Origin of the sequence: Novosphingobium profundi, from assembly GCF_018491765.1 — a bacterium.
GTDB classification, from domain to species: domain Bacteria; phylum Pseudomonadota; class Alphaproteobacteria; order Sphingomonadales; family Sphingomonadaceae; genus Novosphingobium; species Novosphingobium profundi.
In genome coordinates this window covers 1-24,965 of sequence record NZ_JABWCU010000014.1, presented here as the reverse complement: position 1 = coordinate 24,965, position 24,965 = coordinate 1, and the positions used below count along the sequence as shown (strand labels likewise).

At 68.2% G+C, this 24,965-nt stretch carries 25 protein-coding genes and 1 tRNA gene; 9 read left to right on the top strand and 17 right to left on the bottom strand.

The window, feature by feature from the left end:
- Positions 1-79 precede the first annotated feature (79 nt).
- Positions 80-538 carry an ArsR/SmtB family transcription factor gene (locus HT136_RS16650; RefSeq protein ID WP_246543803.1) on the bottom strand — a complete coding sequence of 153 codons (459 nt, stop codon included), beginning with the start codon at positions 536-538 and terminating at the stop codon, positions 80-82.
- A complete protein-coding gene (locus HT136_RS16645) occupies positions 535-1,170 on the bottom strand; it encodes a peroxiredoxin (protein WP_214201052.1) in 636 nt (211 codons plus the stop codon). The genes HT136_RS16650 and HT136_RS16645 overlap by 4 nt, the downstream gene beginning before the upstream one ends.
- Before the next feature lie 82 nt (positions 1,171-1,252).
- Here HT136_RS16645 and HT136_RS16640 point away from each other — a divergent pair, with 82 nt between their 5' ends.
- From HT136_RS16640 to HT136_RS16620, 5 genes are all read left to right on the top strand, one after another.
- Positions 1,253-2,194, top strand: coding sequence for an MBL fold metallo-hydrolase (locus tag HT136_RS16640; protein WP_214200942.1), 942 nt, complete (start codon positions 1,253-1,255; stop codon positions 2,192-2,194).
- Positions 2,195-2,214: 20 nt separating this feature from the next.
- Positions 2,215-2,667, top strand: coding sequence for a YeeE/YedE family protein (locus tag HT136_RS16635; protein WP_214200941.1), 453 nt, complete (start codon positions 2,215-2,217; stop codon positions 2,665-2,667).
- Position 2,668: 1 nt separating this feature from the next.
- Positions 2,669-3,085 carry a DUF6691 family protein gene (locus HT136_RS16630; RefSeq protein WP_214200940.1) on the top strand — a complete coding sequence of 139 codons (417 nt, stop codon included), beginning with the start codon at positions 2,669-2,671 and terminating at the stop codon, positions 3,083-3,085.
- Positions 3,086-3,141: 56 nt separating this feature from the next.
- Positions 3,142-4,728, top strand: coding sequence for a bifunctional protein tyrosine phosphatase family protein/NAD(P)/FAD-dependent oxidoreductase (locus HT136_RS16625; protein ID WP_214200939.1), 1,587 nt, complete (start codon positions 3,142-3,144; stop codon positions 4,726-4,728).
- Positions 4,729-4,793: 65 nt separating this feature from the next.
- The gene (locus tag HT136_RS16620; protein ID WP_214200938.1) at positions 4,794-5,585 is read left to right on the top strand and encodes a sulfite exporter TauE/SafE family protein; all 792 of its coding nucleotides are present in this window, start codon (positions 4,794-4,796) and stop codon (positions 5,583-5,585) included.
- A 9-nt stretch (positions 5,586-5,594) separates the two neighbouring features.
- Here the strand turns inward: HT136_RS16620 and HT136_RS16615 are convergent, their stop codons facing one another.
- From HT136_RS16615 to HT136_RS16600, 4 genes are all read right to left on the bottom strand, one after another.
- A complete protein-coding gene (locus tag HT136_RS16615; RefSeq protein WP_214200937.1) occupies positions 5,595-6,530 on the bottom strand; it encodes a magnesium transporter CorA family protein in 936 nt (311 codons plus the stop codon).
- A gap of 157 nt (positions 6,531-6,687) precedes the next feature.
- Positions 6,688-6,804: a cytochrome bd-I oxidase subunit CydX gene (gene cydX / locus HT136_RS16610; RefSeq protein ID WP_214200936.1), complete on the bottom strand. Its 117-nt coding sequence runs from the start codon at positions 6,802-6,804 to the stop codon at positions 6,688-6,690.
- Positions 6,805-6,817: 13 nt separating this feature from the next.
- A complete protein-coding gene (cydB, locus tag HT136_RS16605; RefSeq protein WP_214200935.1) occupies positions 6,818-7,969 on the bottom strand; it encodes a cytochrome d ubiquinol oxidase subunit II in 1,152 nt (383 codons plus the stop codon).
- 19 nt (positions 7,970-7,988) lie between these two features.
- On the bottom strand, positions 7,989-9,584 hold the full coding sequence (locus tag HT136_RS16600; RefSeq protein WP_214201051.1) for a cytochrome ubiquinol oxidase subunit I: 1,596 nt from the start codon (positions 9,582-9,584) through the stop codon (positions 7,989-7,991).
- Positions 9,585-9,716: 132 nt separating this feature from the next.
- Between HT136_RS16600 and HT136_RS16595 the strand changes: the two genes are divergently transcribed.
- The 3 genes from HT136_RS16595 (at position 9,717) to HT136_RS16585 (ending at position 13,481) form a co-directional block, all read left to right on the top strand.
- Positions 9,717-11,300: an ATP-binding cassette domain-containing protein gene (locus HT136_RS16595; protein ID WP_214200934.1), complete on the top strand. Its 1,584-nt coding sequence runs from the start codon at positions 9,717-9,719 to the stop codon at positions 11,298-11,300.
- Positions 11,297-12,922 (top strand): ATP-binding cassette domain-containing protein, encoded by a 1,626-nt coding sequence (locus HT136_RS16590; RefSeq protein ID WP_343222220.1) that lies wholly within the window; start codon positions 11,297-11,299, stop codon positions 12,920-12,922. The genes HT136_RS16595 and HT136_RS16590 overlap by 4 nt, the downstream gene beginning before the upstream one ends.
- 265 nt (positions 12,923-13,187) lie before the next feature.
- Positions 13,188-13,481 (top strand): histidine kinase, encoded by a 294-nt coding sequence (locus HT136_RS16585; RefSeq protein ID WP_214200933.1) that lies wholly within the window; start codon positions 13,188-13,190, stop codon positions 13,479-13,481.
- On the opposite strand, the gene hemN is transcribed toward HT136_RS16585, so the two are convergent.
- From hemN to ccoN, 9 genes are all read right to left on the bottom strand, one after another.
- The gene (gene hemN / locus HT136_RS16580) at positions 13,465-14,778 is read right to left on the bottom strand and encodes an oxygen-independent coproporphyrinogen III oxidase (protein WP_214201049.1); all 1,314 of its coding nucleotides are present in this window, start codon (positions 14,776-14,778) and stop codon (positions 13,465-13,467) included. The two genes, HT136_RS16585 and hemN, sit on opposite strands and share 17 nt — an antisense overlap.
- A 70-nt stretch (positions 14,779-14,848) precedes the next feature.
- Entirely contained in the window at positions 14,849-15,040 is a 192-nt protein-coding gene (gene ccoS / locus HT136_RS16575) for a cbb3-type cytochrome oxidase assembly protein CcoS (RefSeq protein WP_214200932.1), read from the bottom strand.
- Positions 15,037-17,226 carry a heavy metal translocating P-type ATPase gene (locus tag HT136_RS16570; protein ID WP_214200931.1) on the bottom strand — a complete coding sequence of 730 codons (2,190 nt, stop codon included), beginning with the start codon at positions 17,224-17,226 and terminating at the stop codon, positions 15,037-15,039. The genes ccoS and HT136_RS16570 overlap by 4 nt, the downstream gene beginning before the upstream one ends.
- On the bottom strand, positions 17,223-17,693 hold the full coding sequence (locus tag HT136_RS16565) for a FixH family protein (RefSeq protein WP_214200930.1): 471 nt from the start codon (positions 17,691-17,693) through the stop codon (positions 17,223-17,225). The genes HT136_RS16570 and HT136_RS16565 overlap by 4 nt, the downstream gene beginning before the upstream one ends.
- On the bottom strand, positions 17,690-19,150 hold the full coding sequence (gene ccoG / locus HT136_RS16560) for a cytochrome c oxidase accessory protein CcoG (RefSeq protein ID WP_214200929.1): 1,461 nt from the start codon (positions 19,148-19,150) through the stop codon (positions 17,690-17,692). The genes HT136_RS16565 and ccoG overlap by 4 nt, the downstream gene beginning before the upstream one ends.
- Before the next feature lie 159 nt (positions 19,151-19,309).
- Positions 19,310-20,272 (bottom strand): cytochrome-c oxidase, cbb3-type subunit III, encoded by a 963-nt coding sequence (ccoP, locus tag HT136_RS16555; protein ID WP_214200928.1) that lies wholly within the window; start codon positions 20,270-20,272, stop codon positions 19,310-19,312.
- Positions 20,265-20,435, bottom strand: coding sequence for a cbb3-type cytochrome c oxidase subunit 3 (locus tag HT136_RS16550; protein ID WP_214200927.1), 171 nt, complete (start codon positions 20,433-20,435; stop codon positions 20,265-20,267). The genes ccoP and HT136_RS16550 overlap by 8 nt, the downstream gene beginning before the upstream one ends.
- Entirely contained in the window at positions 20,432-21,181 is a 750-nt protein-coding gene (gene ccoO / locus HT136_RS16545) for a cytochrome-c oxidase, cbb3-type subunit II (protein WP_214200926.1), read from the bottom strand. Before ccoO ends, HT136_RS16550 begins: the two co-directional genes overlap by 4 nt.
- Positions 21,182-21,207: 26 nt before the next feature.
- Complete coding sequence (gene ccoN, locus HT136_RS16540) at positions 21,208-22,863, bottom strand: cytochrome-c oxidase, cbb3-type subunit I (RefSeq protein WP_214200925.1); 1,656 nt, start codon at positions 22,861-22,863, stop codon at positions 21,208-21,210.
- Between the two features lie 230 nt (positions 22,864-23,093).
- Between ccoN and HT136_RS16535 the strand changes: the two genes are divergently transcribed.
- A complete protein-coding gene (locus HT136_RS16535; protein WP_214200924.1) occupies positions 23,094-23,798 on the top strand; it encodes an OmpW/AlkL family protein in 705 nt (234 codons plus the stop codon).
- Positions 23,799-23,922: 124 nt separating this feature from the next.
- Here HT136_RS16535 and HT136_RS16530 read toward each other — a convergent pair whose 3' ends face one another.
- Together HT136_RS16530 and HT136_RS16525 are read right to left on the bottom strand one after the other, a co-directional pair.
- Complete coding sequence (locus HT136_RS16530; protein ID WP_214200923.1) at positions 23,923-24,624, bottom strand: Crp/Fnr family transcriptional regulator; 702 nt, start codon at positions 24,622-24,624, stop codon at positions 23,923-23,925.
- A 215-nt stretch (positions 24,625-24,839) separates the two neighbouring features.
- Positions 24,840-24,916 (bottom strand) — tRNA-Met (locus HT136_RS16525).
- Positions 24,917-24,965 lie beyond the last annotated feature (49 nt).

Genomic DNA, 24,965 nt, shown 5'->3' with positions numbered 1-24,965 from the left:
TGCCCACGACAGGCATGAAAAAAGGCGGCCCCTCGGGAGCCGCCTTTTTTCATGCCTTCCCGGCCAGCCCCTGCGCCGCTCAGTCGAGCCGGGCGAAGACCGCCGCGCCGCCACGCCGCCGCTGGGCGAGCGGCAGGCCCGCACCACTGCCGCCGGGTGCTTCGGAGGCAGAGGTGACAGGCGCGGGCAATGGCGCGCCTCCCGCCAGCTTGTCGCGGATACGGCCCAGGAACTCGGCCGGACAGATCACCTGAAAGGCGGTGCAGACCTGTTCGAGCGCCTCGGGTTCGACCGCGTAGAACACCAGCTTGGCCTCGCGCCGCGCCGAGACCAGGCCCGCCCCGCGCAAGACCGAAAGCTGCTGCGAGAGCGTGGGCTGGCCGATCCCGGTCGCCGCCTCGATCTCGCCCACGTTGCGTTCGCCGCGCGCGACGCAGGCGAGGATCGCGTAACGCAAGGGATGCGCGATCGCCTTGATCAGTTCGATCGGGGGTTCGCCCGCGAGTTCAGGCGCCCTTGTGGCCTCATCTGGCATCATTCGCACTCCTTGAGGAACCAGCCGACCGGGTCCGCGGCGTCCAGCACGCTCTCGAGCGTCGGCTCGGGGTGGGCGAAAAGCGGCGCGCCGGGCCGCCAGCCTTCAGGCGGCATGCCCTTGCCGCCATCGGCAACCTGCAGCGCGGCGACGATGCGCAGCACCTCCTCCACCGAACGCCCGATCTCGACCGGGTAGGTCACGATCGCGCGCACGGTCTGTTCGGGATCGATGATGAAGACCGCACGCACCGCGCCTGCGTCCTGTGCATCGTCCGCCACCATGCCGTAGGCACGGCCGATCACCAGCGTGGGGTCCTCGATGATCGGGAAGTCCACGATGACGCCGTAGTGATCGCGGATCGCACGCACCCAGGCAAAATGCGCATAAAGACTGTCGACCGAGAGCGCCATGAGATCGCAGCCGAGCGCGGCGAACCGTTCGGAGGCGCGTGCGAAGGCGACGAATTCGGAGGTGCACACCGGCGTGAAGTCCGCTGGGTGCGAAAAGAACACCAGCCAGCGCCCTTCGAAATCCTTCATTGCGATCGGACCTTGCGTGCTGCGCGCGGTGAACGCGGGCACCTGGTCGCCAATGCGCAAGGGGCAGCAATGTCTGCGGGTCACTTCGTCCATCATGCTTGCCTAGATAGGACACTTTGCGCCTTGACGCAATACAATTACATAATTACATTAAGTCAAAATCTGGAGATCACCCATGCCCGACACGCCCACCACCGACGCGGTCCTGACCCGGGCCGCCGCACAGATCCAGGCCGCACGCGACGAGGCCAGCCAGCGCCCGACAATCGCCGGTTTCTTCGACGAAGCGACGTTTACCGTCAGCTACGTCGTCCACGACCCGGCGACCTGCGAGGCGGCGATCATCGATTCGGTGCTCGACTACGAGGCCGCCTCGGGGCGCACCTCCTACGCCTCGGCCGAGCGGATCATCGAATATGTCACATCGAAGAACTTGAAAGTCATGTGGCACATTGAGACCCACGCCCACGCCGACCACCTCTCGGCCGCGCCGTTCCTCCAGCAGAAGCTCGGCGGCAAGCTGGCGATCGGCCGCGAGATCGTGCGCGTCCAGGACGTCTTCGGGAAGCTCTTCAACGCAGGCACCGAGTTCGAGCGCGACGGCTCGCAGTTCGACCACCTCTTCACCGATGGCGAAAGCTTCGCGATCGGCACGCTGAAGGCCATCGCGATCCACGTCCCCGGCCACACCCCGGCCGACATGGCCTATGTCATCGGTGACGCCGCCTTCGTAGGCGACACCATCTTCATGCCCGACTTCGGCACCGCCCGCGCCGATTTCCCGGGGGGCGACGCGCGCCAGCTCTACCGCTCGATCCGCCGCCTGCTCGCGCTGCCGCGCGAGACCCGCCTGTTCCTGTGCCACGACTACAAGGCGCCGGGCCGCAACGAATTCGCCTGGGAGACCACCGTGGGCGCGCAGCGCGAGGGCAATGTCCACGTGCGCGACGGCGTCAGCGAGGACGACTTCGTCGCCATGCGCACCACACGCGACGCGACGCTTTCGATGCCCAACCTGATCCTGCCCTCGGTCCAGGTGAACATCCGCGGCGGGCGCCTGCCCGACCCCGAGGACAACGGCGTCAGCTACATCAAGATCCCCGTCAATGCGGTCTGAGTGCGCGAAAGGAGACGAGCATGTTCGACTGGTTCCTACAGACCTTCCCCCAGGCGCAGCCGCTCCACGGCCTTGCCGGCGGCGTGCTGATCGGCCTTGCCGGCGCGGTTATGCTGCTGGGCGCGGGCCGCATTGCCGGCATCAGCGGGATGGCCGCGCGGGTCACCGGGCTCGGCGCGGGCGCGCCCTGGAGCCTGGCCGCGCTGTTCATCCTCGGCCTGCCGGCGGGTGCGCTGATCGTCGCCGCGGCGCTTGGCGGCATTCCCGCGCGCTTTCCCTCCTCGCTCGCGCTGCTTGCGCTGGCGGGCCTGGTGACCGGGATCGGCACGCGGCTGGGCAGCGGCTGCACCAGCGGCCACGGGGTCTGCGGGCTCTCGCGCCTCTCGCCGCGCTCGATCCTCGCCACGCTCACCTTCATGGCCACCGGCATGCTGACCGTGGCGCTTCTCAACGCCGTCGCGGGAGGACAGTGACATGCGCAACGTGATCGGACTTCTCTCCGGCCTCCTGTTCGGCGCAGGGCTTGCCCTTTCGGGCATGATGGACCCGGCGCGCGTGCGCGGCTTCCTGGACGTGGCGGGCGACTGGGACCCGACGCTCGCCTTCGTGATGGGCGGCGCGGTCGTGGTCATGGCGCTCGCCTGGACCGTCCAGCGCGCGATGCACCGCCCGCTCGCCTGCGAAGAGTTTTCCCTCCCCGGCACGCGCCTGATCGACGCGCGCCTGATCGGCGGCGCGGCGCTGTTCGGCGTAGGCTGGGGGCTGGGCGGACTGTGCCCGGGCCCGGCGATCGCCTCGCTCGCCTTCCACCCCGCACAGGCGGGTGTCTTCGTAGCCGCCATGCTCACCGGCATGGCCGCCTTGCGCGTCGTCGACACCTGGCGCGGCTGAAACACCCCCCTTCACGTCACCCCCCAAAAAAAGAACCTCCCTGAGGAGAAGCCCCCATGCACATCCGCCCGATCGCACCCGACCTCTACGTGAGCGGCCAGATCCTGCCCGAGGACCTCGACCATCTCGCCTCGGTGGGCATCCGCGCCCTCGTCTGCAACCGTCCTGACGGCGAGGCCGGTGACCAGCCGGACTTCGCCACGCTTGAAGAAGCCGCACGCGCCCGGGGCATCGCCACCGCCTACCTGCCGATCGGCGGCGAGGTGAGCGCCGAGGACCAGGCCCCGGCCTTCGCCGAAGCCCTCGCCACGCTGCCGCGCCCGCTGCTCGCCTTCTGCCGCACCGGCAACCGTTCGGAGAAAGTTGCGAGCGCAGCGCGCGCGCGCGCCGCGGCAGGACCTGCCCCCAGCGACGGCGCGATCCGCCACGCCGTGGTGATCGTGGGCGGCGGCTCGGCCGGGATCGCCACCGCCGCCTCGCTCCTGAAGCGCAAGCCCGGCCTCGATGTGGCGGTGATCGAGCCGAGCGAGGACCACTTCTACCAGCCCGGCTTCACCATGGTCGGCGGCGGCGTGTTCAAGCCTTCCGATACCTTGCGCAAGACCCGCGAGGTCCTGCCCCGGGGCGCGAGCTGGATTCGCGAGCGCGTGACCGGCTTTGCGCCCGAGAGCAACACCGTGCGCCTCGCCTCGGGCAAGGACGTGATCTACGAGGTGCTCGTCGTCGCGATGGGCAACCGACTGGCCTGGGACAAGGTCGAGGGCCTCGAGGCCGCGCTCGGCCAGAACGGGGTCACCTCGAACTATCGCCATGACCTTGCCCCCTACACCTGGCAGCTCGTCCAGCAACTCGCCAAGGGGGCCGGCGCGACGCGCGCGCTGTTCACCCAGCCGCCGATGCCGATCAAGTGCGCGGGCGCGCCGCAAAAGGCGATGTACCTTGCCTGCAGCGAGTGGGAGGACCGCAAGGCGCTTTCCGGCATCGAAGTGGAGTTCCACAACGCCGGCGGCGTGCTGTTCGGCGTGCCCGAATACGTGCCAGCACTTATGGAGACAGTCGCGCGCTACGGGATCGACCTAAGGTTCAACTCCAGCCTCGTCGCCGTCGACGGCAAGGCGCGCGAGGCGACCTTCCGCACCGAGGCGGGCGACATCACCCGCAGCTTCGACATGCTCCACGCCGTCCCCCCGCAGGAGGCGAACCCGGTGATCGCCGCGAGCCCGCTTGCCGACGCTGCGGGCTATGCCGAAGTCGACCCGCACACGCTGCGCGCGCCGCGCTGGCCCAACGTCTTCGCGCTTGGCGACGGGTGCTCCACCCCCAACGCCAAGACCGCCGCCGCCGCGCGCAAGCAGGGGCCGGTCGTCGCGGTCAACGTGCTCGCCGCGCTCGACGGCAATGCGCCTGTCGCCAGCTACGACGGCTATGGCTCGTGCCCGCTGACGGTCGACCGGGGGCACATCGTCCTGGCCGAATTCACGTACGGCGGCAAACTCGCTCCTACCCTGCCGACATGGCTGATCGACGGCACCCGGCCCTCGCGCCTCGCCTGGCACCTCAAGGCCGACGCACTGCCGCCGATCTACTGGAAGGGCATGCTCAAGGGCCGCGAATGGCTGGTACCGCCCGCCCCGCTGCTCTGAACCGCCGCCGCCCTCCCGCTCCTGATCCAGCCCCCCCCTTTGACGAAACCGGTTTCCCCCCCACGATGATCGACGCTTCCCATATCGACTTTGCCTACCTCGTCCTCGGCGCCTTCTCGGGCGTGCTGGTGGGCTTCACCCTCGGCCTCGTCGGCGGTGGGGGCTCGATCCTCGCGGTGCCGCTGATGGTCTATCTGGTGGGCGTGCCGAGCCCCCACGTCGCGATCGGCACAAGCGCCTTCGCGGTCGCGGTCAACGCGGCCACCGGGCTCATCCAGCACGCCCGCGCGGGCAACGTGAAGTGGCGCTGCGGCGGGATGTACGCCTTTGCCGGCATCTTCGGGGCCTTCCTGGGCTCGACCTTGGGCAAGGCGATCAACGGGCAGAGCCTGCTGTTCCTGTTCGCGCTGGTGATGATCGTGGTGGGCGCGCTGATGCTGCGCGGACGGCGCAACCTGGGCGTTCCCGGCGCGCAGTGCAACCGCGAGAACGCCCCCAAGGTGCTCGGCTTCGGGCTGGGCACCGGGGCTTTCTCGGGCTTCTTCGGAATCGGCGGGGGGTTTCTCATCGTACCGGGCCTGATCGCCTCGACCTCAATGCCGATGATCAACGCGGTGGGCACGAGCCTCGTCGCGGTGACCGCCTTCGGGCTCACCACGGCGGCCAACTACGCCGTCTCGGGCCTCGTCGACTGGGTTCTCGCGGGCGTGCTGATCGCGGGCGGCGTGCTCGGCGGCTTCGGCGGCACCTGGACCGCGCGGCGCCTCTCGGGCCAGGGCAAGCTCACCACGGTCTTTGCCGTTCTGATCTTCGTCGTGGCGGGCTACATGCTGCTCAAGTCGGGGGGCGTGCTCTGAGGCGGCCCCTCATACCCACTTGCGCCACTTGAACCAGAGGTAGGGCAGCGCCCCCGAAAGCACGCAAAGCCCCAGCGCGAAAGGATAGCCCCAGGGCCAGGACAGCTCGGGCATGACGTGGAAATTCATGCCGTAGACCCCCACCACCAGCACCGGCGGGATGCCGATGACCGAAGCCACGGTCAAAAGCCCCACGACGTCGTTCTGGCGGATCCCAACCAGGCTCGTCGCCGCGTCGAGCAGGAACTGGATGCGGCCCGAAAGGCTGATCTCGAATTCATCGAGCGAGGCGATGTCGTGCCCCACCGACTGGAGCCGGCGCCGCGCCTTGGCGTCGAGCCCCTCCTCGGCGTGGTCGACGACGAACTTGGCCATGCGCCCGATACTGAGGAACATGTAGCGCACCCGCGAGGCGCGCTCGCTCGCCCGGCCGAGCCGCAGGATCGAACGCCCCAGCAGCGCGGTCTCGCGCTTGAGCCCGCGCTTTTCGAGATCGGTGTAGAAGATCTCGTGGGAAACCGAGGTCGCCTCGGCCGCGACGGCCTCGAGCTGGTCGGCCGCGTGGTCGACGACATGCTCGAGCAGCCGCGCAAAAAGCGCCGCGGGCGTCGCTTCCTCGTGCGGCTTCACCGTCTCGGCCACCGCGCGCAAGGCCCGGTCCTTGCCGTAGTGGACCGTGATGAGAGCTTCGGGCAAGAGAATGAATCCGGTCGGGATCAGCCGGAACGGTTCCTCGCCGCCGCCCGCGAGCAACGGCGCGCTCATCACCAGCGCCTTGTCCTCCCGCCGCAAGCGGCTCGAGGATTCGATTTCGCTGAGCGCGTCAAGGTCGGGGATGGCGACGCCGTAGCGCTGCTCGACCTCGGCGCGTTCCTCGCGCGTGGGATCGCACAGCTCGATCCAGCATCCCCCCGGGACAGTCACTTCGAAACGCGTAGTCGGCATGGCAGCGGCCTCAACAGGAGCCTCGTGATGCTGCCCTATAAATCACGCGCTGGCAAAGAGTTGCCGGACACAGCCGCAAAAAGGCCGCCGGTGTCGCGCGAACGCCGGCGGCCTTTTGAAGGTGGAGGCGCGAGGTCGTCTCACGCCCCGCGCACATTCAGTCGAGAACCGTATGCCCCGCGTCGGGGTCGGAATGGAACTCGTGCCACACGCCATTGATGACGCCGAAGCTGACGGCCAGGCCAACGCCCAGGATCCAGGCAAAATACCACATGGTTTTCCGCTCCTCAGTAGAAATCGGGGTTCTGGCGCACTTCCGCCTCCCCCACGCGCCCGAACATCACCTTGTAGGCCCAGGCGGTGTAGACGAGCACGATCGGCAGGAGGACCACCGTCACCAGCAGCATGATGAACAGCGTGCCCTGGCTCGAGGAGGCGTTCCACGCGGTCAGGCTCGAGGCCGGATCGATCGAGCTGGGCAGGATGAAGGGGAACATCGACAGGCCCACGGTGGCGATGATGCCCAGGTTCGCGAGGCTCGATCCGGCGAAGACGAGAACGTGCCGGCGCGCGCTGATCCCCAGGAAGGCGAGAACCGGGCCAAGCAGGCCGAGCGCGGGCGCGAGCAGCATCCAGGGATGCGCCGCGTAGTTGTCGAGCCAGGCTCCGGCGGCGGCAACGGCCCCGGTCAGGTGCGGGTTGGAAGGACCCGCCGGATCGGCTGCGCTGGCCAGGCGATAGCCCATGCCGCCATAAGCCACCGCCAGTCCGCCCGCGACGAAAAGCACGAGCGCGAGCGGCGCAGCAATTCGCCCGGCCTTCATCGCCCGGTCGAGCACCGGCCCGTCTTCCAGCTTGAGGCTGAGCCAGCCCGCGCCGTGGAGCACCAGCATCGTCACCGAGAGCAGGCCGGTCAGCAGCGTGAACGGACTGAACAGGCCAAGTAGCGAGCCTTCGTAGAAGGTGCGAAGATCGCCATCGAGGCGGAAGGGCGCGCCCAGAAGCACGTTGCCGACCGCCACCCCGAAGACCAGCGCGGGGACGAAGCCGCCCACGAACAGCGCCCAGTCCCAGCGCTGGCGCCAGGCGGGATCGGCCTTCTTGGAACGGTACTTGAAGCCGACCGGGCGCAGGATGAAGGCCGCCAGGACGAGGAACATCGCGAGGTAGAAGCCCGAGAAGCTCACCGCGTAGACGAAGGGCCAGGCCGCGAAGATCGCGCCGCCCGCGAGGATGAACCAGACCTGGTTGCCCTCCCAGGTCGCCCCGATGGTGTTGATCACCTGGCGCCGCTCGAGGTCGGTCTTGCCCACGAAGGGCAGGAGCGCGGCAACCCCCAGGTCAAAGCCGTCGGTGATCGCAAAGCCGATCAGCAGCACGCCCAGGAGCAGCCACCAGATGACGCGCAGGGTTTCGTAGTCGATGGGAACGAAAGGCATGGGATCTGTCCTTTCCGGATCATTCGGCCGGGACGGCGGTGTAGGCCGTCAGCGATTCTTCGGCGCGCGCCGCCTCGTTGGCGGCCTCGGGACGCCACGGCCGGTAGAGCTCGGGCCCCTTGCGGATCGCGGCGAGCATGAGGCGCACCTCGATCACCGCCAGCGCGCCGTAGAGCAGCGTGAAGCCGACGATCGTCGTCCACAACTGGGGCACGGTCAGGCTCGAATTGGCGAGGAAGGTCGGCAGCACGCCGTCGACCGCCCAGGGCTGGCGCCCCACTTCGGCGACGATCCAGCCCATCTCGATCGCGATCCACGGCAACGGCATGACGAGGAGCGCGGTGCGCAGGAACCAGCGCCTCTCGAAACTGCGGGTGGAGGAAAACGCGAAGGCGAAGGCGAAGAAGGTCACCAGCGCGAAGCCGGTGCCGGCCATGGCGCGAAACAGCCAGAAGATCACCGGCACTTGCGGCACGGTGTCCCAGGCCGCCTTGTCGATCGTGACCGCGTCGGCCTGGCGCGGATCGGCGACGTAGCGCTTGAGCAGCATCGCGTAGCCGAGATCGCCCTTGGCCGTTTCCCACTGCGCGCGGGCGGCCGCGTCCTTGGGATTGGCTTTCAGCTTTTCGACCGCGTCGTAGGCGACAAGGCCGTGCTCGATGCGCACGCGGGCCTTGGCGACGAGCGGGTAGATGCCCTCGATCTGCCCGGTCAGGCTGCGCGTGCCGATGAGGCCCATCAGATAGGGCACCTTGATCGCATAAAGCGTCTCGCGCTTGCCCATCGAGGGGAAGGCGACGACCGAGAGCCCCGCAGGCGCAGGCTCGGTGTGCCACATGCCCTCGATCGCGGCGAGTTTCATCTGCTGGTTATCGGAAAGCGCGTAGCCGCTCTCGTCGCCCAGCACGACGACCGAGAGCGAGGAGGCGAGGCCGAAGGCGGCGGCGACGGTGAAGCTGCGCCGCGCCATTTCGACGAAGCGGCCGCGCAGCAGGTAGTAGGAGGACACGCCGATCACGAAGACGCTCGCGCAGACGTAGCCCGCGCTGACGGTGTGGACGAACTTGGCTTGCGCAACCGGGTTGAACACCACGTCGAAGAAGCTCGTCACCTCCATGCGCATCGTGTCCGGGTTGAACGCGGCACCCGCCGGGTGCTGCATCCAGCCGTTGGCGATGAGGATCCACAAGGCCGAGAGGTTCGAGCCGAGCGCGACCATGATCGTGGTAAGCAGGTGGCCGCGCTTCGAGAGGCGGTCCCAGCCGAAGAACATGAGACCCACGAACGTCGCCTCGAGGAAGAAGGCCATCAGGCCCTCGATCGCGAGCGGGGCGCCGAAGATGTCGCCCACGTAATGCGAGTAGTAGGACCAGTTGGTGCCGAACTCGAACTCCATGGTGAGCCCGGTCGCGACGCCGAGCACGAAGTTGATCCCGAAGAGCTTGGACCAGAAGCGCGTGATGTCGCGCCAGATCGCGCGTCCGGTAAGGACGTAGACGCTCTCCATGATGACCAGCATGAAGGAGAGGCCGAGCGTGAGCGGCACGAACAGGAAGTGGTAGAGAGCGGTGAGGGCGAACTGCAGGCGCGACAGTTCGACGACGGCGAAGTCGATCATGAAAGCCACCTTTGAGAGCGATTTGCGGGCGTGTGGCACTTGCGTCACGCGCTCGCACTCAATAGCCCCGCAACTAGGCCTCGCGGTCTCCTGAGTCAATATCACTTACACAGTTGTAGATTTATGAAGATGAAACGCGCGGGCCATTTCTGGGCTCTCGATCTGGCCGGTGCGGCCTTGTTTTGCATCGGGATTTCCGGAGGCGTCAGCGCGCTCGTGGCAAGCCCAGGAGGCTCCCGGACCTGGCTCTGGATCGCCTGCCTCGCCGCCGGGGGCGCTTGCCGCGCGGGTGCCATCTGGCTCGTCAACAGGTTCGCCATGCCCGCCGCGCAAGACCATGCAAACCTTTGGCGCAGCGCGGTCATGCGCCGCCTGCTTGGCGCACGCTTGCCCGCCCCGCTTACCGCGGGCGCCAGCGCGGCGCTCGCCATCGACCATGTCCAGGCCATCGAGGAGCACGGCGCGCGCTTCCAGCCGGCCCGGATTTCCGCCACTTTCGGTCCGCTGATCGCGCTCGGCATCATTGCCCTCGCAAGCTGGGTCTCGGCGCTGATCCTGCTTGCCACGCTGCTCCCCTTCGTGGTGGGCATGATCTTCGCGGGCACTTCGGCCCGGCGTGCCTCCGAGCGCCAGCTCGAGGCCCTCGCCGCGCTTTCGGGGCTCTTCGTCGACCGTGTGCGGCATCTGCCGCTGATCCGGCATTTCGGGGCCGAGCGCCGCATCGCGCAGCAGGTCGAGACCGCGACACGCGACGTCGCCGAACGCACCGTCGCGGTGCTCAGAGCCGCCTTCCTCTCGAGCGCGGTCTTGGAATTTTTCTCGGCAATTGCCGTTGCTCTCGTCGCAATCTACTGCGGATTCAGTCTCTTGAAGCTGCTTCCCTTTCGCGCGCCCGAGTCGCTGACACTCGCCCGAGCCTTCTTCGCGCTGGCCATGGCGCCCGAGGTCTACCTGCCGATGCGCCGCCTTGCCGCCGCCTACCACGAGAAGCAGATGGGCGAGGCCGCCGAGACCGCGCTGGCCGCCTACGGGCCCGGCGCCGCGCCCTTGGCCGTGCCCCAGCCCAAATCCGGGGCCGCCCCCCAGCAAGCCCCCCGCGCCGGGTTCGACGGGCTGGTGGTCGAGACGCTCGCGCTCGCCTGGCCCGGCCGCGCGATCGGGCCGGTCTCCTTGCGCCTTGGCGCGGCGGGCATGGTCGCGCTGAGCGGCCCGACCGGCAGTGGCAAGACCAGCACGCTGGCCGCCATCGCCGGGCAGATCGAGGCGCTCGACGGCCGCATTGCCACCGCCTCGGGCCACCCGCTCGATCCCGCTGCGATCGCCTGGGCCGCGCAGCGCCCGCTGCTGCTCCCCGGCACCTTGCGCCGCAATCTCGCACTCGCGGCACCCGACGCCGACGACGCGGCGATTCTCGCCGTCGCCGAGCGCGTGGGCCTGGGCCCCCTGCTCGCACGGCGCCGCGGGCTCGACCTTGCCATCGACCATCGCGGGTCAGGCCTCTCGGGCGGCGAACGGCGGCGCATCGGGCTGGCCCGCGCGATCCTGTCCGCGCGCCCGCTGCTGCTTTGCGACGAGCCCACCGCCGACCTCGACGCGCAAAGCGCGCGCCAGGTCACGCAAGTGCTGCGTGACCTCGCCCGCGACCACGCGCTGGTGGTCGCCACCCACGATGCGGCGGTAATCGCCGTGGCCGACGCGGAGATCGCGCTGTGAAGACCTCCCCCCTCACGCCTTCCGCGACGATCCCGAGCCCGCTCGAACTCGCCCGGCCGACCGGGGCCGCCGCGCGCGCCTTGCGCTGGGGCCGCCTCGCCGCGATGGCCGCGGCGCTGGCCGGGCTCCTGCTGCTCGGTATCTCGGGCTGGTTCCTGACCGGGGCCGCGATCGCCGGCGCGGGCGGCCTCCTCGCGGTGCAGGCCTTCAACTACCTGATCCCGAGCGCGGCGATCCGCCTGCTCGCGATCCTGCGCACCGTCGCGCGCTACAGCGAGCGGCTGCTCTCACACAAGGCCGCGCTCGGCGCGATGGCGCAGCTGCGCGCGCGCCTGTTCCGGGTTCTTGCCGCGCAGGACAGCCGCACCGCCCCCAATCTCTCGGCGGGCGAGGCCAGCGCGCGGCTGATCGGCGACATCGCCGCGCTCGAGGACCTCATCGTGCGCCAGGCAACGCGGCCGGGCAGCGTGGCCGCCGCGCTCGCGGGCGTCGCGCTCGCCGCCTTTGCCGGGATCGTGCCCGCGCTGCTGCTTGCGCTGCTGTTCCTCGGCTTCGTGCCACTGATCGGCACGCTCTCGCGTCGCTGGACGCAAGCCCCTGCGCGCGAGGCCGCCGAGGCGCTGGGCGATCTGCGCAGCCGCTACGTCGACATGGCGCAGGCCCGCGCCGAGATCGCCGCCTATGGCCTCGTCGAGGAGATCCTTGCCGAACTCGCGCCCCTGGTCGAGCGTCTCGACCGCGCCCGCGCCGCGCTGTTTCGCGCCGAGGCCGCCGTCGCGGGCGTGCAACTGCTCTATGGCGCGCTCGCCGCGATCCTCGTCCTGGCAACGGCGACGCGCGGCCCCGCGCTCGTCGCGCTGGCGATCCTCGCCGCCACCGCCGCGATCGAGGGGCTTGCCGCGATCACCCGCACCGCGTTTCGCCAGGCCAGCGTCGATGCAGGCCTGCGCCGGCTCGAGGCCCTGCTCGCGCTGCCCGAGCCGCCGCAGGAGGCCCCCGCGGCAACCCGCGCCCCGGCCACGCTCGAATTGGCGACGCTGACGCTCCAGCCGGGCGACAGGCTCGCGCTTACCGGCCCCTCGGGTTCGGGCAAGACGATCGTGCTCGAGACGCTGGCCGGCCTGCGCGCCCATCCCTTGGCAATGCGCGTTGCGGGCGAGCCGCTCGCCGCCTGCGCCGCGGCAACCTTGCAGGCCCAGTTCGCGCTCGCCGCGCAGGACGCGCCGCTGCTGGCGGGCACGATCGCCGACAACTTGCGACTCGCCCGCCCCGCCGTGGCGGAGCCCGCGATGCACGCGGCGCTGCGCGTGGCCTGTCTCGAGACGCGCATCGCCGGGCTCGCGCGTGGGCTGGACACCCCGCTTGGCGAGGACGGCGCGCCGCTTTCGGGCGGTGAGCGCAAGCGCCTCGCGCTGGCCCGCGCGCTGCTTGCCGAGCGGCCCTGGCTGCTGCTCGACGAACCCACCGAGGGGCTCGACGCCGCGACCGAACGCGAACTGGTCGCGCGCTTGGATGTCTATTTGCGCGAAACCGGCAAGGGGCTCGTGCTCGTCTCGCACCGCGCCCACCCGCTCACGCTCGCCTCCCGTGCGCTCGGCGTGGAGACGCTGGTCACCCTGTGACGCGGACAAAAAAACAGGCGGCCCGTCACGAGGCAGGGCCGCCCGAAGGTGGGGAGAAGCGGTTCGCACCGGGCCAGAATGGCAACGGTGCGCGACCGGCAAAGTCCGTTTCGCAGATGCCCGCGCCATCCGCTTTGATCATGGTCAAATCCCCCTTGCGTTCTGCGCAAAATCTTCACCCGGCGTCGCAAGTCAGCCGTTCGTTCGACTGAATCCCACACAAGAGGGCTTAAACCGGGGGCCTGCTTCGCCGTTCTGGTTCCGGATGGGACACAAACGCTTTCGACCGACCCCGATTCCGCGTGAGCGCCGGCTGCGCCAATGCGCGCGCTTCTCGCTCACCGATGCCCACGGCCAGCCGATCGAGGTGATGGTGCGCGACATTTCCTCGCGCGGGCTCAGCGCTGCGGCGATCGGCACGCCGCCACCAGCCGAAACCGTCGTGCGCGCGCGCCTCGAGGATGGTCAGGAATTGTGGGGGCTGGTGCGCTGGAGCCGGGGCAACCTGTTCGGCGTCGAATTCGACACCCGCCCGGGCAGCCTCACACCGCCGAGCTGAAGCGCCGTAGCGAATCCTTGCGGTAGGGATCGAAGCGCGCCGCGATCGAACGTGCATAGGGCAGTCCCGCGGGCAGAATCACGAGGTCGTCGCCATCTCTCTCGCACAGGCCCATCGCGAGATACGGCTCGAGCAAGGGCAGGGCCTCGCCGCGCAAGCCCGGCTCGATCCGCGCGCGGCCCCGGCACAGGAGGTCCTCGATCACCGCGCCCCGGCGCTGGTCCTCGGCGCTGCGCACGATGCCCCGGTTCGCGGGCAGGCGATCCTCGGCAAGTGACTTGCGGTAGAGCCCGGTGTTCTTCTCATTCTGCGCGAGGAGCCCGGGAAAGCCACTGATCGCCGAGGCGCCAAGGCCCAGCAGAACATCGGCCTGGTCCTCGGTAAAACCCTGGAAATTGCGGCGCAGCGTGCCGGACTGCGCGGCCTGGGCGAGACTGTCACCGGGGCGCGCGAAGTGGTCGAATCCCACCGGCACGTAGCCCGCGTCAAGAAGGTAACCATAGCCGTAGTCGGCCATGGCGAAGCGCAAGGCGGCGTCGGGCAGGTCCTGCGCGTCGATCTTGCGCTGGCGCGCGATGAGGTGGGGAACATGGGCATAGCCGAAAAGCGCGATGCGGTCGGCGCCGAGCGCGACCGTCTGCTCGAGCGAATCCTCGAGATCGGCCATGGTCTGTCCGGGCAATCCGTACATGAGATCGAAGTTGAGCGATCCCACCCCCGCCGTGCGCAGCATCGCGGTGGAGTTCTCGATCATCCGCACCGGCTGCACGCGCCCGATCGCTTCCTGCAGATGGGGCGCGAAGGTCTGCACGCCAAGGCTCGCCCGGCCAATGCCGATCGCCCCGATCACCGAGGCCCATTCCGAGCCGAGCGTGCGCGGGTCGAGCTCGATCGACATGTCGGGCCGCGAGGCGCCGAATTGCAGCGTCAGGGTATCGACGATGCGCACGAAATCGATCGGCGAGATGCCGTTGGGACTGCCACCGCCGAACGCGATTCGCGCAACCCGCGCCGCCTCGGGCACGCGTTCGGCGACGAGCGCGATCTCGTGGTGAAGCGCGTCGAGGTAGCTCGCCACGCGATCCGAGCGGTTGGCGACGCTGGTGTTGCACCCGCAGTACCAGCAGATCTTCTCGCAGAAGGGGATGTGGACATAGAGCGAAACCGCCCCCTCGATGGTTTCGAGCGCGTGCACGTAGTCCGCTTCGCCCACCGTCTCGCCGAATTCGGCCGCGGTCGGGAAGCTGGTGTAGCGCGGTACCGGAACCGCCAGCAGATCAGGATGATAGGTCCACATGGGCAGACTTTGGGCCATTCGCGCGCGCGCTTCATTGCGCTTGATCAAGGCACGCTTCGACGGCGCGCAATCAGTCGCGCGGCCTGGCCCCCTCGCCTTCGTCCGACCGGGGCTCGGCAGGCCCCTCATCCTCGATCAGGATGCGATTGGCGGCGCCGTCGAGATCCTCGAACTGGCCGCTCTTCATCGCCCAGAAGAAGGCGCCGAGCCCGGCCATGCCCAGCACCAGCGCGAGCGGGATCAGGAAACCGAGAATGTTCACGCGCGCGCACCCGCCGGGCTCGCCAGGCTCTTGGGCCCTGCCGCGCGCGCTAGGCGCAGCGAATTGCCCACCACGATCAGCGAACTGACCGACATCGCGATCGCCGCCACCAACGGGGTCACGAAACCGCAGATCGCGAGCGGCACCGCGAAGATGTTGTAGACCACCGCCATCGCGAAGTTCTCGCGCACGATCGCCATGGTGCGGCGCGCAACCCGGATCGCCAGCGCGACGGGCATCAGCCGCTCGCCCACGAAGACCGCATCGGCCGCCTGCTGGCTGACATCGCTCGCCCCGCCCGGCGCGATCGAGACGTGCGCTCCGGCCAGCGCGGGGCCGTCGTTGAGCCCGTCGCCGACCATCAGCGGGAAGTGGCCTGCGCCCTTCAGCCGCTCGAGCAGCGCGAGCTTGTCGGCCGGTTTCATCGAATGCGTGGCGAACAGGCCGAGCCGGCGCGCCATGGCCCCGACCGAAGCCTCGTGGTCGCCCGAGACGATGCAGGCGGTGATGCCCTGGTCGGCGAGCGCGACGATCGCCGCGCGCGCATCCTCGCGCATGGGATCGCTGAAAGTGATGCGGGTGCGCTGGCCATCGATCAGGAGGTCAACGGCGAGCCCGCCCACCTCGAACTCGGGCCGCAGCAGCGCGACCGCGCGCCCGTCATGCCGCCCCTGCATGCCCTGGCCGGCTTCCTCGCTCACCCCTTCGAGCGCAGCCGGTTCGACGCCCGCATCGCGCAGCGCACGCGCCAGGCCACGGCTCAGCGGATGTCGGCTCGACTGCGCCAGCGCCAGCGCCACCGCGCGCTCGTTCGCGCTCAAGGCCGCCAGATCGTCGGGGCGCGGCTCGCCCAGCGTCAGCGTGCCGGTCTTGTCGAACAGCACGCGATCGACTTCGGCGAGGCGTTCGAGCGCGGAGCCGTCCTTGATCAGCAGCCCCCGGCGCATGAGCGCGCCCGAGGCGACGACCTGTGCCGCCGGGACGGCAAGGCCGAGCGCGCAAGGGCAGGTGATGATGAGCACCGAGACCGCGATCAGAAGCGCCTTGTAGATCCCCGCACCCGCCAGCATCCAGCCCGCGAAGCTGAGCAGGGCGAGCGTGTGCACGGCGGGCGCGTAAAGCCGCGAGGCGCGGTCGGCGATGCGCACGTAGCGCGAGCGCGACTGGCCCGCCTCGTCCATCAGCCGCGCGATGTCGGCCAGCGCGGTGTCCTGCGCGGCGGCGGTGACCTTGACCCGGACCGGATCGCCCAGGTTGATCATGCCCGCGTGGATGGTGTCGCCCACGAGCGCGGGGCGCGGATCGCTCTCGCCGGTCAGCATCGAGGAATCGACGCGCGTGCGCCCCTCGACGATCACCCCGTCGGCGGCGAGCGATTCGCCCGCCGCGACGAGCATGACCATGTTGGGCGCGAGGCCCTCGGCGGGCACGTAGCGGGTCGAACCGTCGGGATTGAGGACCTGCGCGCCCTTGCCCATGCGTCCCAGCAGCGCGGCGATGCCCGAGCGCGCCCGGCTGCGCATCATCGCGTCGAGCACGCGGCCCGCAAGCAGGAAGAACAGCAGCATGACCGCGCCGTCGAAATAGGCGTGGGGCCCGCCGGTCAGCGTCTCGTAGAGGCTCATGCCGGTGGCGAGCAGGACGCCGATCGAGATCGGCACGTCCATGTTGGTGCGCCGGTAGCGCAGCGCCATCGCCGCCGAGGCAAAGAACGGACGCCCCGCATAGACGATCACCGGCACCGCGATCATCGCGCTGATCCAGTGGAACATGTCGCGGGTGATGGCGTCCGCCCCCGACCAGACCGAGACCGAAAGCAGCATGATGTTCATCATGCCGAAGCCCGCGACCGCGAGGCAACGGGCGAGCTTGCGCTGTTCGCGATCGTCGCGCCCGAGCGGATTTTCCGCGGCACGCTCGGCCTCGAAGCCAAGCTTGCGCAGCTCCTCGATGAGCACCTCGTCGGTGATCGCGGCTTCGTGGCTGACGGCCACGCGCTTGGCCGAGAAATTGACCCGCGCGGCCGAGACACCCGGCACCGCGCCGAGCCCGCGCTCGACCTTGGCGATGCACCCGGCACAGCGCATGCCGGGCACGGTGAAGCGGCTGTCGACGAGGCTGTCGCGGGGCTCGGCCGCGGGGGCTTGCGGCGTCACCCGCGCCAGTTCGCTGACCGGCGCGTTCACAGCACGCTCCGTTCGATGCGCCAGACCTGCCCCTCGGGAGTCTTCACCCGGATACGCAGCGTCCAGCGACCTTCGGGCAGCACCGCGCTGCCGACATAGTCGCCGCCCGGCGCCTTTGCGAAGGTCATCGGCACGTCGGGCAGGCGGCCCAGCGGATGCCAGGCATCGGCCTCGACGCGCGCGCCTTCGGGCGCGCCGGTGAGCGCGAGGTCGAGCCGCCCGTCGCCGCGCCGCGAGACCTTGACCTGCCAGCCCAGCGCCTTCTCGCGACGGGCCTCGTCGAGCCAGGTGTTGAACTTCTGGCTGGCGACGTAGGAATTCTCGACGACAATGCCGCCGAAAGTGGTGTTCGCCAGCGTCGCCATCAGCACGTTCACCCCCAGCACGACCGCGAAGGCCGCAAGCAGGATCCAGGTCATGTGCCATCCGGTGAAGCGTTTCACCGCTCGCTTGTCAGGTGCCATCATTCGTCTCCGGGCGCATCGAACTGAGTCTTGGCGGTGTCGCTTTCCCGCGCATCGCCCCTCGCCGTCAGGGTAAAGGCAAAGGCCTGGCCGTGGCTGTCCGCAGGCGCCACGACGTAAACACGCACGCCTTGCGTGGCGTCGGCCGCGACCGTGCGGGTGAGCACGCGCGCGGCCTGCGCACGGCCCATGTCCTCGGTCCACATCACCGCGCCGGGCAGGCCCTCGATCGCGAGCTCCATCGCGCGCGGGCGGTTCTGCATGTTGTGCAGGCGCAGCGCATAGCCGTTGCGCACCGAACCGTCGCTCATCAGGATATAGGGCGGATTGCGGTCCTTGGCCACCGAGAGGCCGGTATGGGTGCGCGTGCCGAGCATGAACAGCAGCGCGAAGCCGATGCCCGCCCAGACCGCGAAATAAACGAGCGTGCGCGGACGCCAGATCAGCTTGAGGTGCCGCGTGGGCGGATTGCCCTTCTTCTCGTTTTCGGCATCGTCGAGCGTCGCGTAGTCGATGAGGCCGCGCGGGCGGCCCGTCTCGGCCATCACGCGGTCGCAGGCGTCGATGCACAGCCCACAGGTGATGCAGCCGATCTGCGGTCCCTCGCGAATGTCGATCCCGGTCGGGCAAACCGCGACGCACTGGTTGCAGTCGATGCAGTCACCGTATTCGCCCGGGTTCTTCTGCGCCTTCTTGAGGCTGCCGCGCTTTTCGCCGCGCCAGTCCTTGTAGGTGACGATCAGGCTCTTCTCGTCGAGCATCGCGGTCTGGATGCGCGGCCAGGGGCACATGTAGATGCACACCTGCTCGCGCATGAAACCGCCGAGCACGAACGTGGTGAGCGTGAGCACGAAGACGGTGCCGTAGGCGACCATCGGCGCGGTGCCGTGCCAGAACTGGCTCTGCAGCGTGGGCGCGTCGGCGAAATAGAAGATCCAGGCGCCCCCGGTCGCGAACGAGATCGCGAGGTAGATCGCCCACTTGAGCACGCGCCGCGCGATCTTCGCCGGGCCCCAGGGCGCCTTGTAGAGGCGAAAGCGCGCGTTGCGGTCGCCGTCGATCAGGCGGTCGACGTGCTGGAACAAGTCGGTCCACACCGTCTGCGGGCAGGCATAGCCGCACCAGGCGCGCCCGACCGCGCTGGTGACGAGGAACAGGCCGATCCCCGCCATGATCAGGAGACCCGCGACGAAGTAGAACTCCTGGGGCCAGATCTCGATGCCGAACATGTAGAAGCGGCGATGCGCAAGGTCGATCAGCACCGCCTGGTCGGGGGCATAGGGGCCACGGTTCCAGCGGATCCACGGGGTGAACCAGTAGATCGCAAGGCATACGACCATGATCGCCCACTTGATGCGGCGGAACTTGCCGTCGATGCGCCGGTTGAAGACCGGCTCGTGCCTGGCATAGAGCGAGACCGGTGGCTCGCCCTGGGGTGTGATCGGTTCGGGTCTGTTCATGTCCGTTGTCCGCCCGTCATCGAAATGGGGGGCTGAGCGGCCCGGAAGGTCTTGTCCGGCCAGAGGCGCCGGGGCGCGGGGGGCCGTCTGTGTCCTAGAGGGTCGGCCGGGGTGCGGAAGCTGACCTTCCGTCGTCCCCGGCGCTGTCAGTCCTGTGTCTTACTCAACCGCCTGGGTCGCCGCCTCGGCCGGAGCCGCGCCGGTGGCCACAGCCGGGGCCTGGAATTCCTCGCCGCCGCCCAACGAATGGACATAGGCGGCGAGCATCTTGATCGTCACCGGATCGAGGCGGGTGCCCCAGGCCGGCATCACGCCGTGGTGCGGGTGGGTGATCTGCGCGACGAGGTCGGCCTTGGCGCCGCCGTCGAGCCAGATCGCATCGGTGAGGTTGGGCGCGCCCAGCTCGCGGTTGCCCTTGGCGGTGTCGCCATGGCAGACCGCGCAGTTCTCGGCGAAGACCTTGGCCCCGGCCTGCGTCATCGCGCTCGGCTTCTCCTTGCCCGAGAGGCTGAGCACGTAGCTGGCGACGGCGCTGATCTGGCCCGCGTCGAGCAGACCGTCGGTACCGAAGTTGGGCATCATCGACTGACGGGTCATGTCATCGCCCGGCTGGCGCACGCCGTGGATCAGAGTGGTCTCGATGGTCTTGAGGTCACCGCCCCACAGCCAGTCGTCGTCGTTGAGGTTGGGATAGCCCTTCGAGCCCGCCGCGCCCGAGCCGTGGCACTGGACGCAGTTGACCTTGAAGGCCGCCGCGCCGCCAGCCACCGCCGCACGCATCAGTTCGGGATGCTGGGGCAGTTGCTCGATCGGCAGGTCGGCAAGACCCGCGACCGCCTTGGCCCGCGTGGCGGCCTGCGCGTCGAGCTCGCTCGCGAGCTGGCCGCGGCTGGTCCATCCGAACACGCCCTGCGTTGCCGAGTGGATCCCGGGCCAGGCGGGATAGACCACCGTATAGCCCAGCGCGAAGACGATGCAGGCGTAGAAGGTCCAGAGCCACCAGCGCGGCAGCGGCGTGTTGAGTTCCTCGATCCCGTCCCATTCGTGGCCCACGGTCTCGGTCTGCGTGGCTTCGTCAAATCGCCTGCCGGCGGATGCCGGCGAATTGGTGGTGTCAGCCATCGTTCTCGTCCTTGAAGATCATCGTGGCGGCTTCGTCGTTGCGGTGGCGGTTGCCCGGCCGGAAGGGCCAGGCAACCAGCACGAGGAAGACCACCAGCATGGCCAGGAGGCCCCAGCTGTCGGCCAGGTGCCGCAGCATGTCATAGGTGGAGTGGCTGCTCATCGCCCGTGCTCCGAGGCGAGTTCCTCCTGCGCGGCCGCGCCGTTGACGTCGACCAGCGTGCCCAGCATCTGGAGATAGGCGACGAGCGCGTCCATCTCGGTCAGGCGCTTGGGATCGCCGTCGAAGTCGCGGATCTGAGCCTCGGGATAGCGCTTCAGGAAGTCGCCCGCGTCGGCATCGGGATCGGCCTGGGCCTTGAGGTCGGCGGCGGCCAGTTCGATGTCCTTGTCGCTATAGGGCACGCCCACATGGCGCAGCGCCGTCAGGTTGGCCGCGATGTCGTGCACCTGGAGGTCGTTCTGCGCGAGGAAGCCGAACTTGGGCATGATGCTCTCGGGCACGACCGACTGCGGGTTGGTCAGGTGCTGGACGTGCCAGCTGTCCGAATAGCGGTTGCCCACGCGTGCAAGGTCGGGCCCGGTACGCTCCGAGCCCCACTGGAAGGGGTGGTCGTACATCGATTCGGCGGCCAGGCTGTAGTGGCCATAGCGCTCGACCTCGTCGCGGAAGGGGCGGATCATCTGGCTGTGGCAGACGTAGCAGCCCTCGCGCACGTAGATGTCGCGGCCCGCCTGCTCGAGCGGGGTGTAGGGCCGCATACCCTCGACCTTCTCGATCGTGTTGTCGATCCAGAAGAGCGGGGCGATCTCGACGATGCCGCCGACGATCACCGCGAGGAACGCGCACACGCCCAGCAGCGTGATGTTCTTTTCGAGCTTCTTGTGGCGCTCGGTCATGGAAGTCATGGCTCTGTATCCTTTCCCAAGCGCGCTCAGTGCACCGCCGCCGCAGCGACGATCGGCTTGTCGGCCTCGGGATCGTAGGCGGCGTTGTGCAGCGGAGCTTCCGCGCGCAACTTGCCGGCGATCGTCTGCCACACGTTGACGACCATGAAGGCGCCGCCGAGCAGGTAGAGCAGGCCACCGAAGGTACGGGCGATGTACATCGGGTGGATCGCGGCGACGGCGTCGGCAAAGGTGTTCACGAGGTAGCCATCAGCGCCGTATTCGCGCCACATCAGGCCTTGCGTGATACCCGCCACCCACATGCTGGCCGCGTAGAACACGATGCCGATGGTGGCGCACCAGAAGTGCCAGTTGACCATCCGCACCGAGTAGAGGCGCTCACGACCCCACAGGCGCGGCACGAGGTAGTAGACCGCACCGAAGGTGATCATGCCGTTCCAGCCCAGCGCGCCCGAGTGCACGTGCCCGATGGTCCAGTTGGTATAGTGCGAGAGCGAATTGACGGTCTTCACCGACATCATCGGCCCCTCGAAGGTGCTCATGCCGTAGAAGGCGAGCGCCATGACCATCATGCGGATGATCGGGTCGGTGCGGATCTTGTCCCAGGCGCCGTTGAGCGTCATCAGCCCGTTGATCATGCCACCCCAGCTCGGCATCCACAGCATGATCGAGAAGACCATGCCCAGCGTCTGCGCCCAGTCGGGCAGCGCGGTGTAGTGCAGGTGGTGCGGTCCGGCCCAGATGTAGAGGAAGATCAGCGACCAGAAGTGGATGATCGAGAGCCGGTAGGAATAGACCGGACGCTCGGCCTGCTTGGGCACGAAGTAGTACATCATCGCCAGGAAGCCGGCGGTCAGGAAGAAGCCGACCGCGTTGTGGCCGTACCACCACTGGACCAGCGCGCCCTGCACGCCGCCGAACAGCGGGTAGCTCTTCGAGCCCACGAAGCTGACGGGCACGTCGAGGTTGTTGACCACGTGAAGCATGGCCACGGTGATGATGAAGGAGAGGTAGAACCAGTTCGCGACGTAGATATGCGGTTCGCTGCGCTTGACGATCGTCATCACGAAGACCGCGAGGTAGCACACCCACACGATCGTCAGCCACCAGTCGACATACCATTCGGGCTCGGCGTATTCCTTGCCTTGGCTGATGCCCAGGACATAGCCGGTCGCGGCGAGCACGATGAACAGCTGGTAGCCCCAGAACACGAAACGCGCGAGGCCCGGCAGCGCCAGGCGCGCGCGGCAGGTGCGCTGCACGACGTAGAAGCTGGTCGCGATCAGCGCGTTCCCCCCGAACGCGAAGATCACCGCCGAGGTGTGCAGCGGGCGCAGGCGACTGAAGTTGAGGTAGGGCTCGAGGTTGAGAGCGGGCCAGGCGAGCTGGGCGGCGATGAAGACCCCCGCGCCGAAGCCGACCACGCCCCAGAACACCGTCGCGATGATGCCCCAGCGAATCGGGTCGTCGTCGTACTTGCCCTGGTCGGGCATCTTGAGGATGCCCCGCGCGATGGCCGTGTAGTCGGCGCTGCGGACGGTGAACCACACAGCCAGCAGCGCGGCCAGCGCGACGATGGTCATGTGGATGGCGAAACCCCCATCAGCCGCGAGCGCGACCCCGATGACGGCAAGGAAGAGCACGACGAGCCAAAGGCCAGCCCGTGCGAGAACCGTTACCATATCTTTTCTCTTTCGAGATTGTTTGCTGAACCTGACGAACGCCTTGGAGACTAACACCTCCTATAGCATTGATAACGATCAAATTGCCGTTGCAATCGAATTAACCGAGAAATTGCAGGATTTTGCGCATGATCAATTCAACTTAGCCGCAACTGGCCGAAAGGCATTCGTGCAGCCGCTCAAGAGGGGGGATCGCACGGTGCGGCCCCGGCGGCCTTGGATGAAATGATATGCGCAAGATGACGATGTTCGTCGCCCTGGCCGCGGCCACTGCCCTCAGCACGCCCGCGATGGCCGGCAGCCCCGACGGGAAGATCCAGGTCAAGGTGCTCGGCACGGCGGTTCTCGCCAGCGGCAGCATTGACAAGGTCAAGAGCGTCGATACCGGCACCACGCTCGGCGCCACGCTCGCCACGCTCGATGCCGGCAGCTACAACACCGACGCGAACAACAACGTCGTGCCGACCGTCGCGATCGAGTACTTCTTCAACAAGACCTTCTCGGTCGAGACGATCTGCTGCCTCACCCAGCACCACGTCAGCGGCACCGGCGCACTCGACGGCGCCGATCTCGTCGATCACGTCATGATCCTGCCCGCCACGCTCACGCTCAAGGCGCATCTCGATACCGGCACCCCGATCAAGCCCTATGTCGGCGCGGGCCCCACGCTGTTCTTCGTCCTCGACGAAAAGCCCGGCGCCACCGCCGCCGCGCTCGGCGTCGACAAGGTGAAGATGTCCAATTCGTTCGGTGGCGTGATCCAGGGCGGTGTCGACATCGCGCTGGGCGACAATGGCCTGGGCCTCTCGCTCGATGCCAAGAAGTACTTCGTGAAGCCGACCGCCAAGTTCTACGAGGACGGCACCCTCGCGCTCGAGACCAAGCACAATCTCGATCCCTGGGTCCTCAGCGCCGGCGTCAGCTACCGCTTCTAAGGTCCCGTCCAGGCCGCCGCACTCGGCTGCGGCGCGCGTGCGGCAGCAACACGAAAAAAGGGGGAGCCTCTCGGCTCCCCCTTTTTTTATCCATTGCCTCGCCACGAGGGCGCGATCCGGCGTGTCAGCCCGCTTCGGCAGCCAACGCCTCCATATCGAGAATGACCACGTCGCGGCGCGAGGGCAGGTCGATGATACCCTCGTTCTTGAGCCGCGTGAACTGGCGGCTGACGGTCTCGATGGTCAGGCCAAGCACGTCAGCGATCTGCTGGCGCGAGAACGGCAGCGTCAGGTGGCGCTGGAGCGGGTTCTCGAAGGACACCTTGCAGCCATTGCCGCTCAGGCGCTCGGTCATCTCGAGCAGGAAGCTGGCCATCTTCTCCGAGGCCGACTTGCGGCCAAGCAGCAGCATCCAGCGGCGGGTACGGTCGAGTTCACCGAGCGTACGCTCGAGCAGCTTGTGCTCGAGCGAGGGGTGCTCGCGGGCGAAGGCGTCGAAATCGCGGCGCGAGAAGACGCAGACCTTGGCCTCGGTCAGCGCGGTCACGCCGTGCCCGCTGGTGCCCCCGAAGGGGCGTCCGATGAAATCGGAGGGGTAGACCACGCCGACGATCTGCTCGCGTCCGTCCTCGGTGTTGGTGGACAGCTTGAGCACGCCCTCGATGACGTTGGCGACCAGGACCGAATCCTCGCCTTCCCAGATCAGCGATTCACCGGGCGTGATCTTGCGCGTGCGGCCGATGGCGTTGAGCGCCTCGAGTTCGTTGGCGTCGAGCGAGGCGCAGATGGCCCGATTGCGGACTACACATAGGTCACAAGAAGACATGATGGTTCGGTATCAACGCCTGATCGATCAGAGAAGCTATCGCGGATAGCCTAAAGTGACCCGCCTGAAAAGGAACTTGGCCCTTGCATGTGCCCGCAAGCCACTGTGCGGCCAGCCAATGCCCCAGCGCGTCCAAGCCTCGCGGAAAATCTGGCTTGCCCAAACGCCAAAGCCCCCCAGCGTTGTTCCGCTTGGGGGGCTTTCGCGTTTGGAATTGGTTGCGGGGGTAGGATTTGAACCTACGACCTTCAGGTTATGAGCCTGACGAGCTACCGGGCTGCTCCACCCCGCGTCACCATGGGCGTCTTTATGGAGACGCAAAAAGGGCCCTTTTGAGGGGC

Coding starts and splice junctions, on each gene's coding strand:
- HT136_RS16640 (WP_214200942.1), top strand. CDS start 1,253: ATGCCCGACACGCCCACCACCGACGCGGTCCTGACCCGGGCCGCCGCA.
- HT136_RS16635 (WP_214200941.1), top strand. CDS start 2,215: ATGTTCGACTGGTTCCTACAGACCTTCCCCCAGGCGCAGCCGCTCCAC.
- HT136_RS16535 (WP_214200924.1), top strand. CDS start 23,094: ATGCGCAAGATGACGATGTTCGTCGCCCTGGCCGCGGCCACTGCCCTC.
- HT136_RS16645 (WP_214201052.1), bottom strand. CDS start 1,170: ATGGACGAAGTGACCCGCAGACATTGCTGCCCCTTGCGCATTGGCGAC.
- HT136_RS16595 (WP_214200934.1), top strand. CDS start 9,717: ATGAAACGCGCGGGCCATTTCTGGGCTCTCGATCTGGCCGGTGCGGCC.
- HT136_RS16630 (WP_214200940.1), top strand. CDS start 2,669: ATGCGCAACGTGATCGGACTTCTCTCCGGCCTCCTGTTCGGCGCAGGG.
- HT136_RS16550 (WP_214200927.1), bottom strand. CDS start 20,435: ATGAGCAGCCACTCCACCTATGACATGCTGCGGCACCTGGCCGACAGC.
- HT136_RS16585 (WP_214200933.1), top strand. CDS start 13,188: ATGGGACACAAACGCTTTCGACCGACCCCGATTCCGCGTGAGCGCCGG.
- cydX (WP_214200936.1), bottom strand. CDS start 6,804: ATGTGGTATTTTGCCTGGATCCTGGGCGTTGGCCTGGCCGTCAGCTTC.
- HT136_RS16625 (WP_214200939.1), top strand. CDS start 3,142: ATGCACATCCGCCCGATCGCACCCGACCTCTACGTGAGCGGCCAGATC.
- cydB (WP_214200935.1), bottom strand. CDS start 7,969: ATGCCTTTCGTTCCCATCGACTACGAAACCCTGCGCGTCATCTGGTGG.
- HT136_RS16565 (WP_214200930.1), bottom strand. CDS start 17,693: ATGATGGCACCTGACAAGCGAGCGGTGAAACGCTTCACCGGATGGCAC.
- ccoO (WP_214200926.1), bottom strand. CDS start 21,181: ATGACTTCCATGACCGAGCGCCACAAGAAGCTCGAAAAGAACATCACG.
- ccoN (WP_214200925.1), bottom strand. CDS start 22,863: ATGGTAACGGTTCTCGCACGGGCTGGCCTTTGGCTCGTCGTGCTCTTC.
- HT136_RS16530 (WP_214200923.1), bottom strand. CDS start 24,624: ATGTCTTCTTGTGACCTATGTGTAGTCCGCAATCGGGCCATCTGCGCC.
- HT136_RS16620 (WP_214200938.1), top strand. CDS start 4,794: ATGATCGACGCTTCCCATATCGACTTTGCCTACCTCGTCCTCGGCGCC.
- HT136_RS16615 (WP_214200937.1), bottom strand. CDS start 6,530: ATGCCGACTACGCGTTTCGAAGTGACTGTCCCGGGGGGATGCTGGATC.
- HT136_RS16650 (WP_246543803.1), bottom strand. CDS start 538: ATGATGCCAGATGAGGCCACAAGGGCGCCTGAACTCGCGGGCGAACCC.
- ccoP (WP_214200928.1), bottom strand. CDS start 20,272: ATGGCTGACACCACCAATTCGCCGGCATCCGCCGGCAGGCGATTTGAC.
- ccoG (WP_214200929.1), bottom strand. CDS start 19,150: ATGAACAGACCCGAACCGATCACACCCCAGGGCGAGCCACCGGTCTCG.
- hemN (WP_214201049.1), bottom strand. CDS start 14,778: ATGTGGACCTATCATCCTGATCTGCTGGCGGTTCCGGTACCGCGCTAC.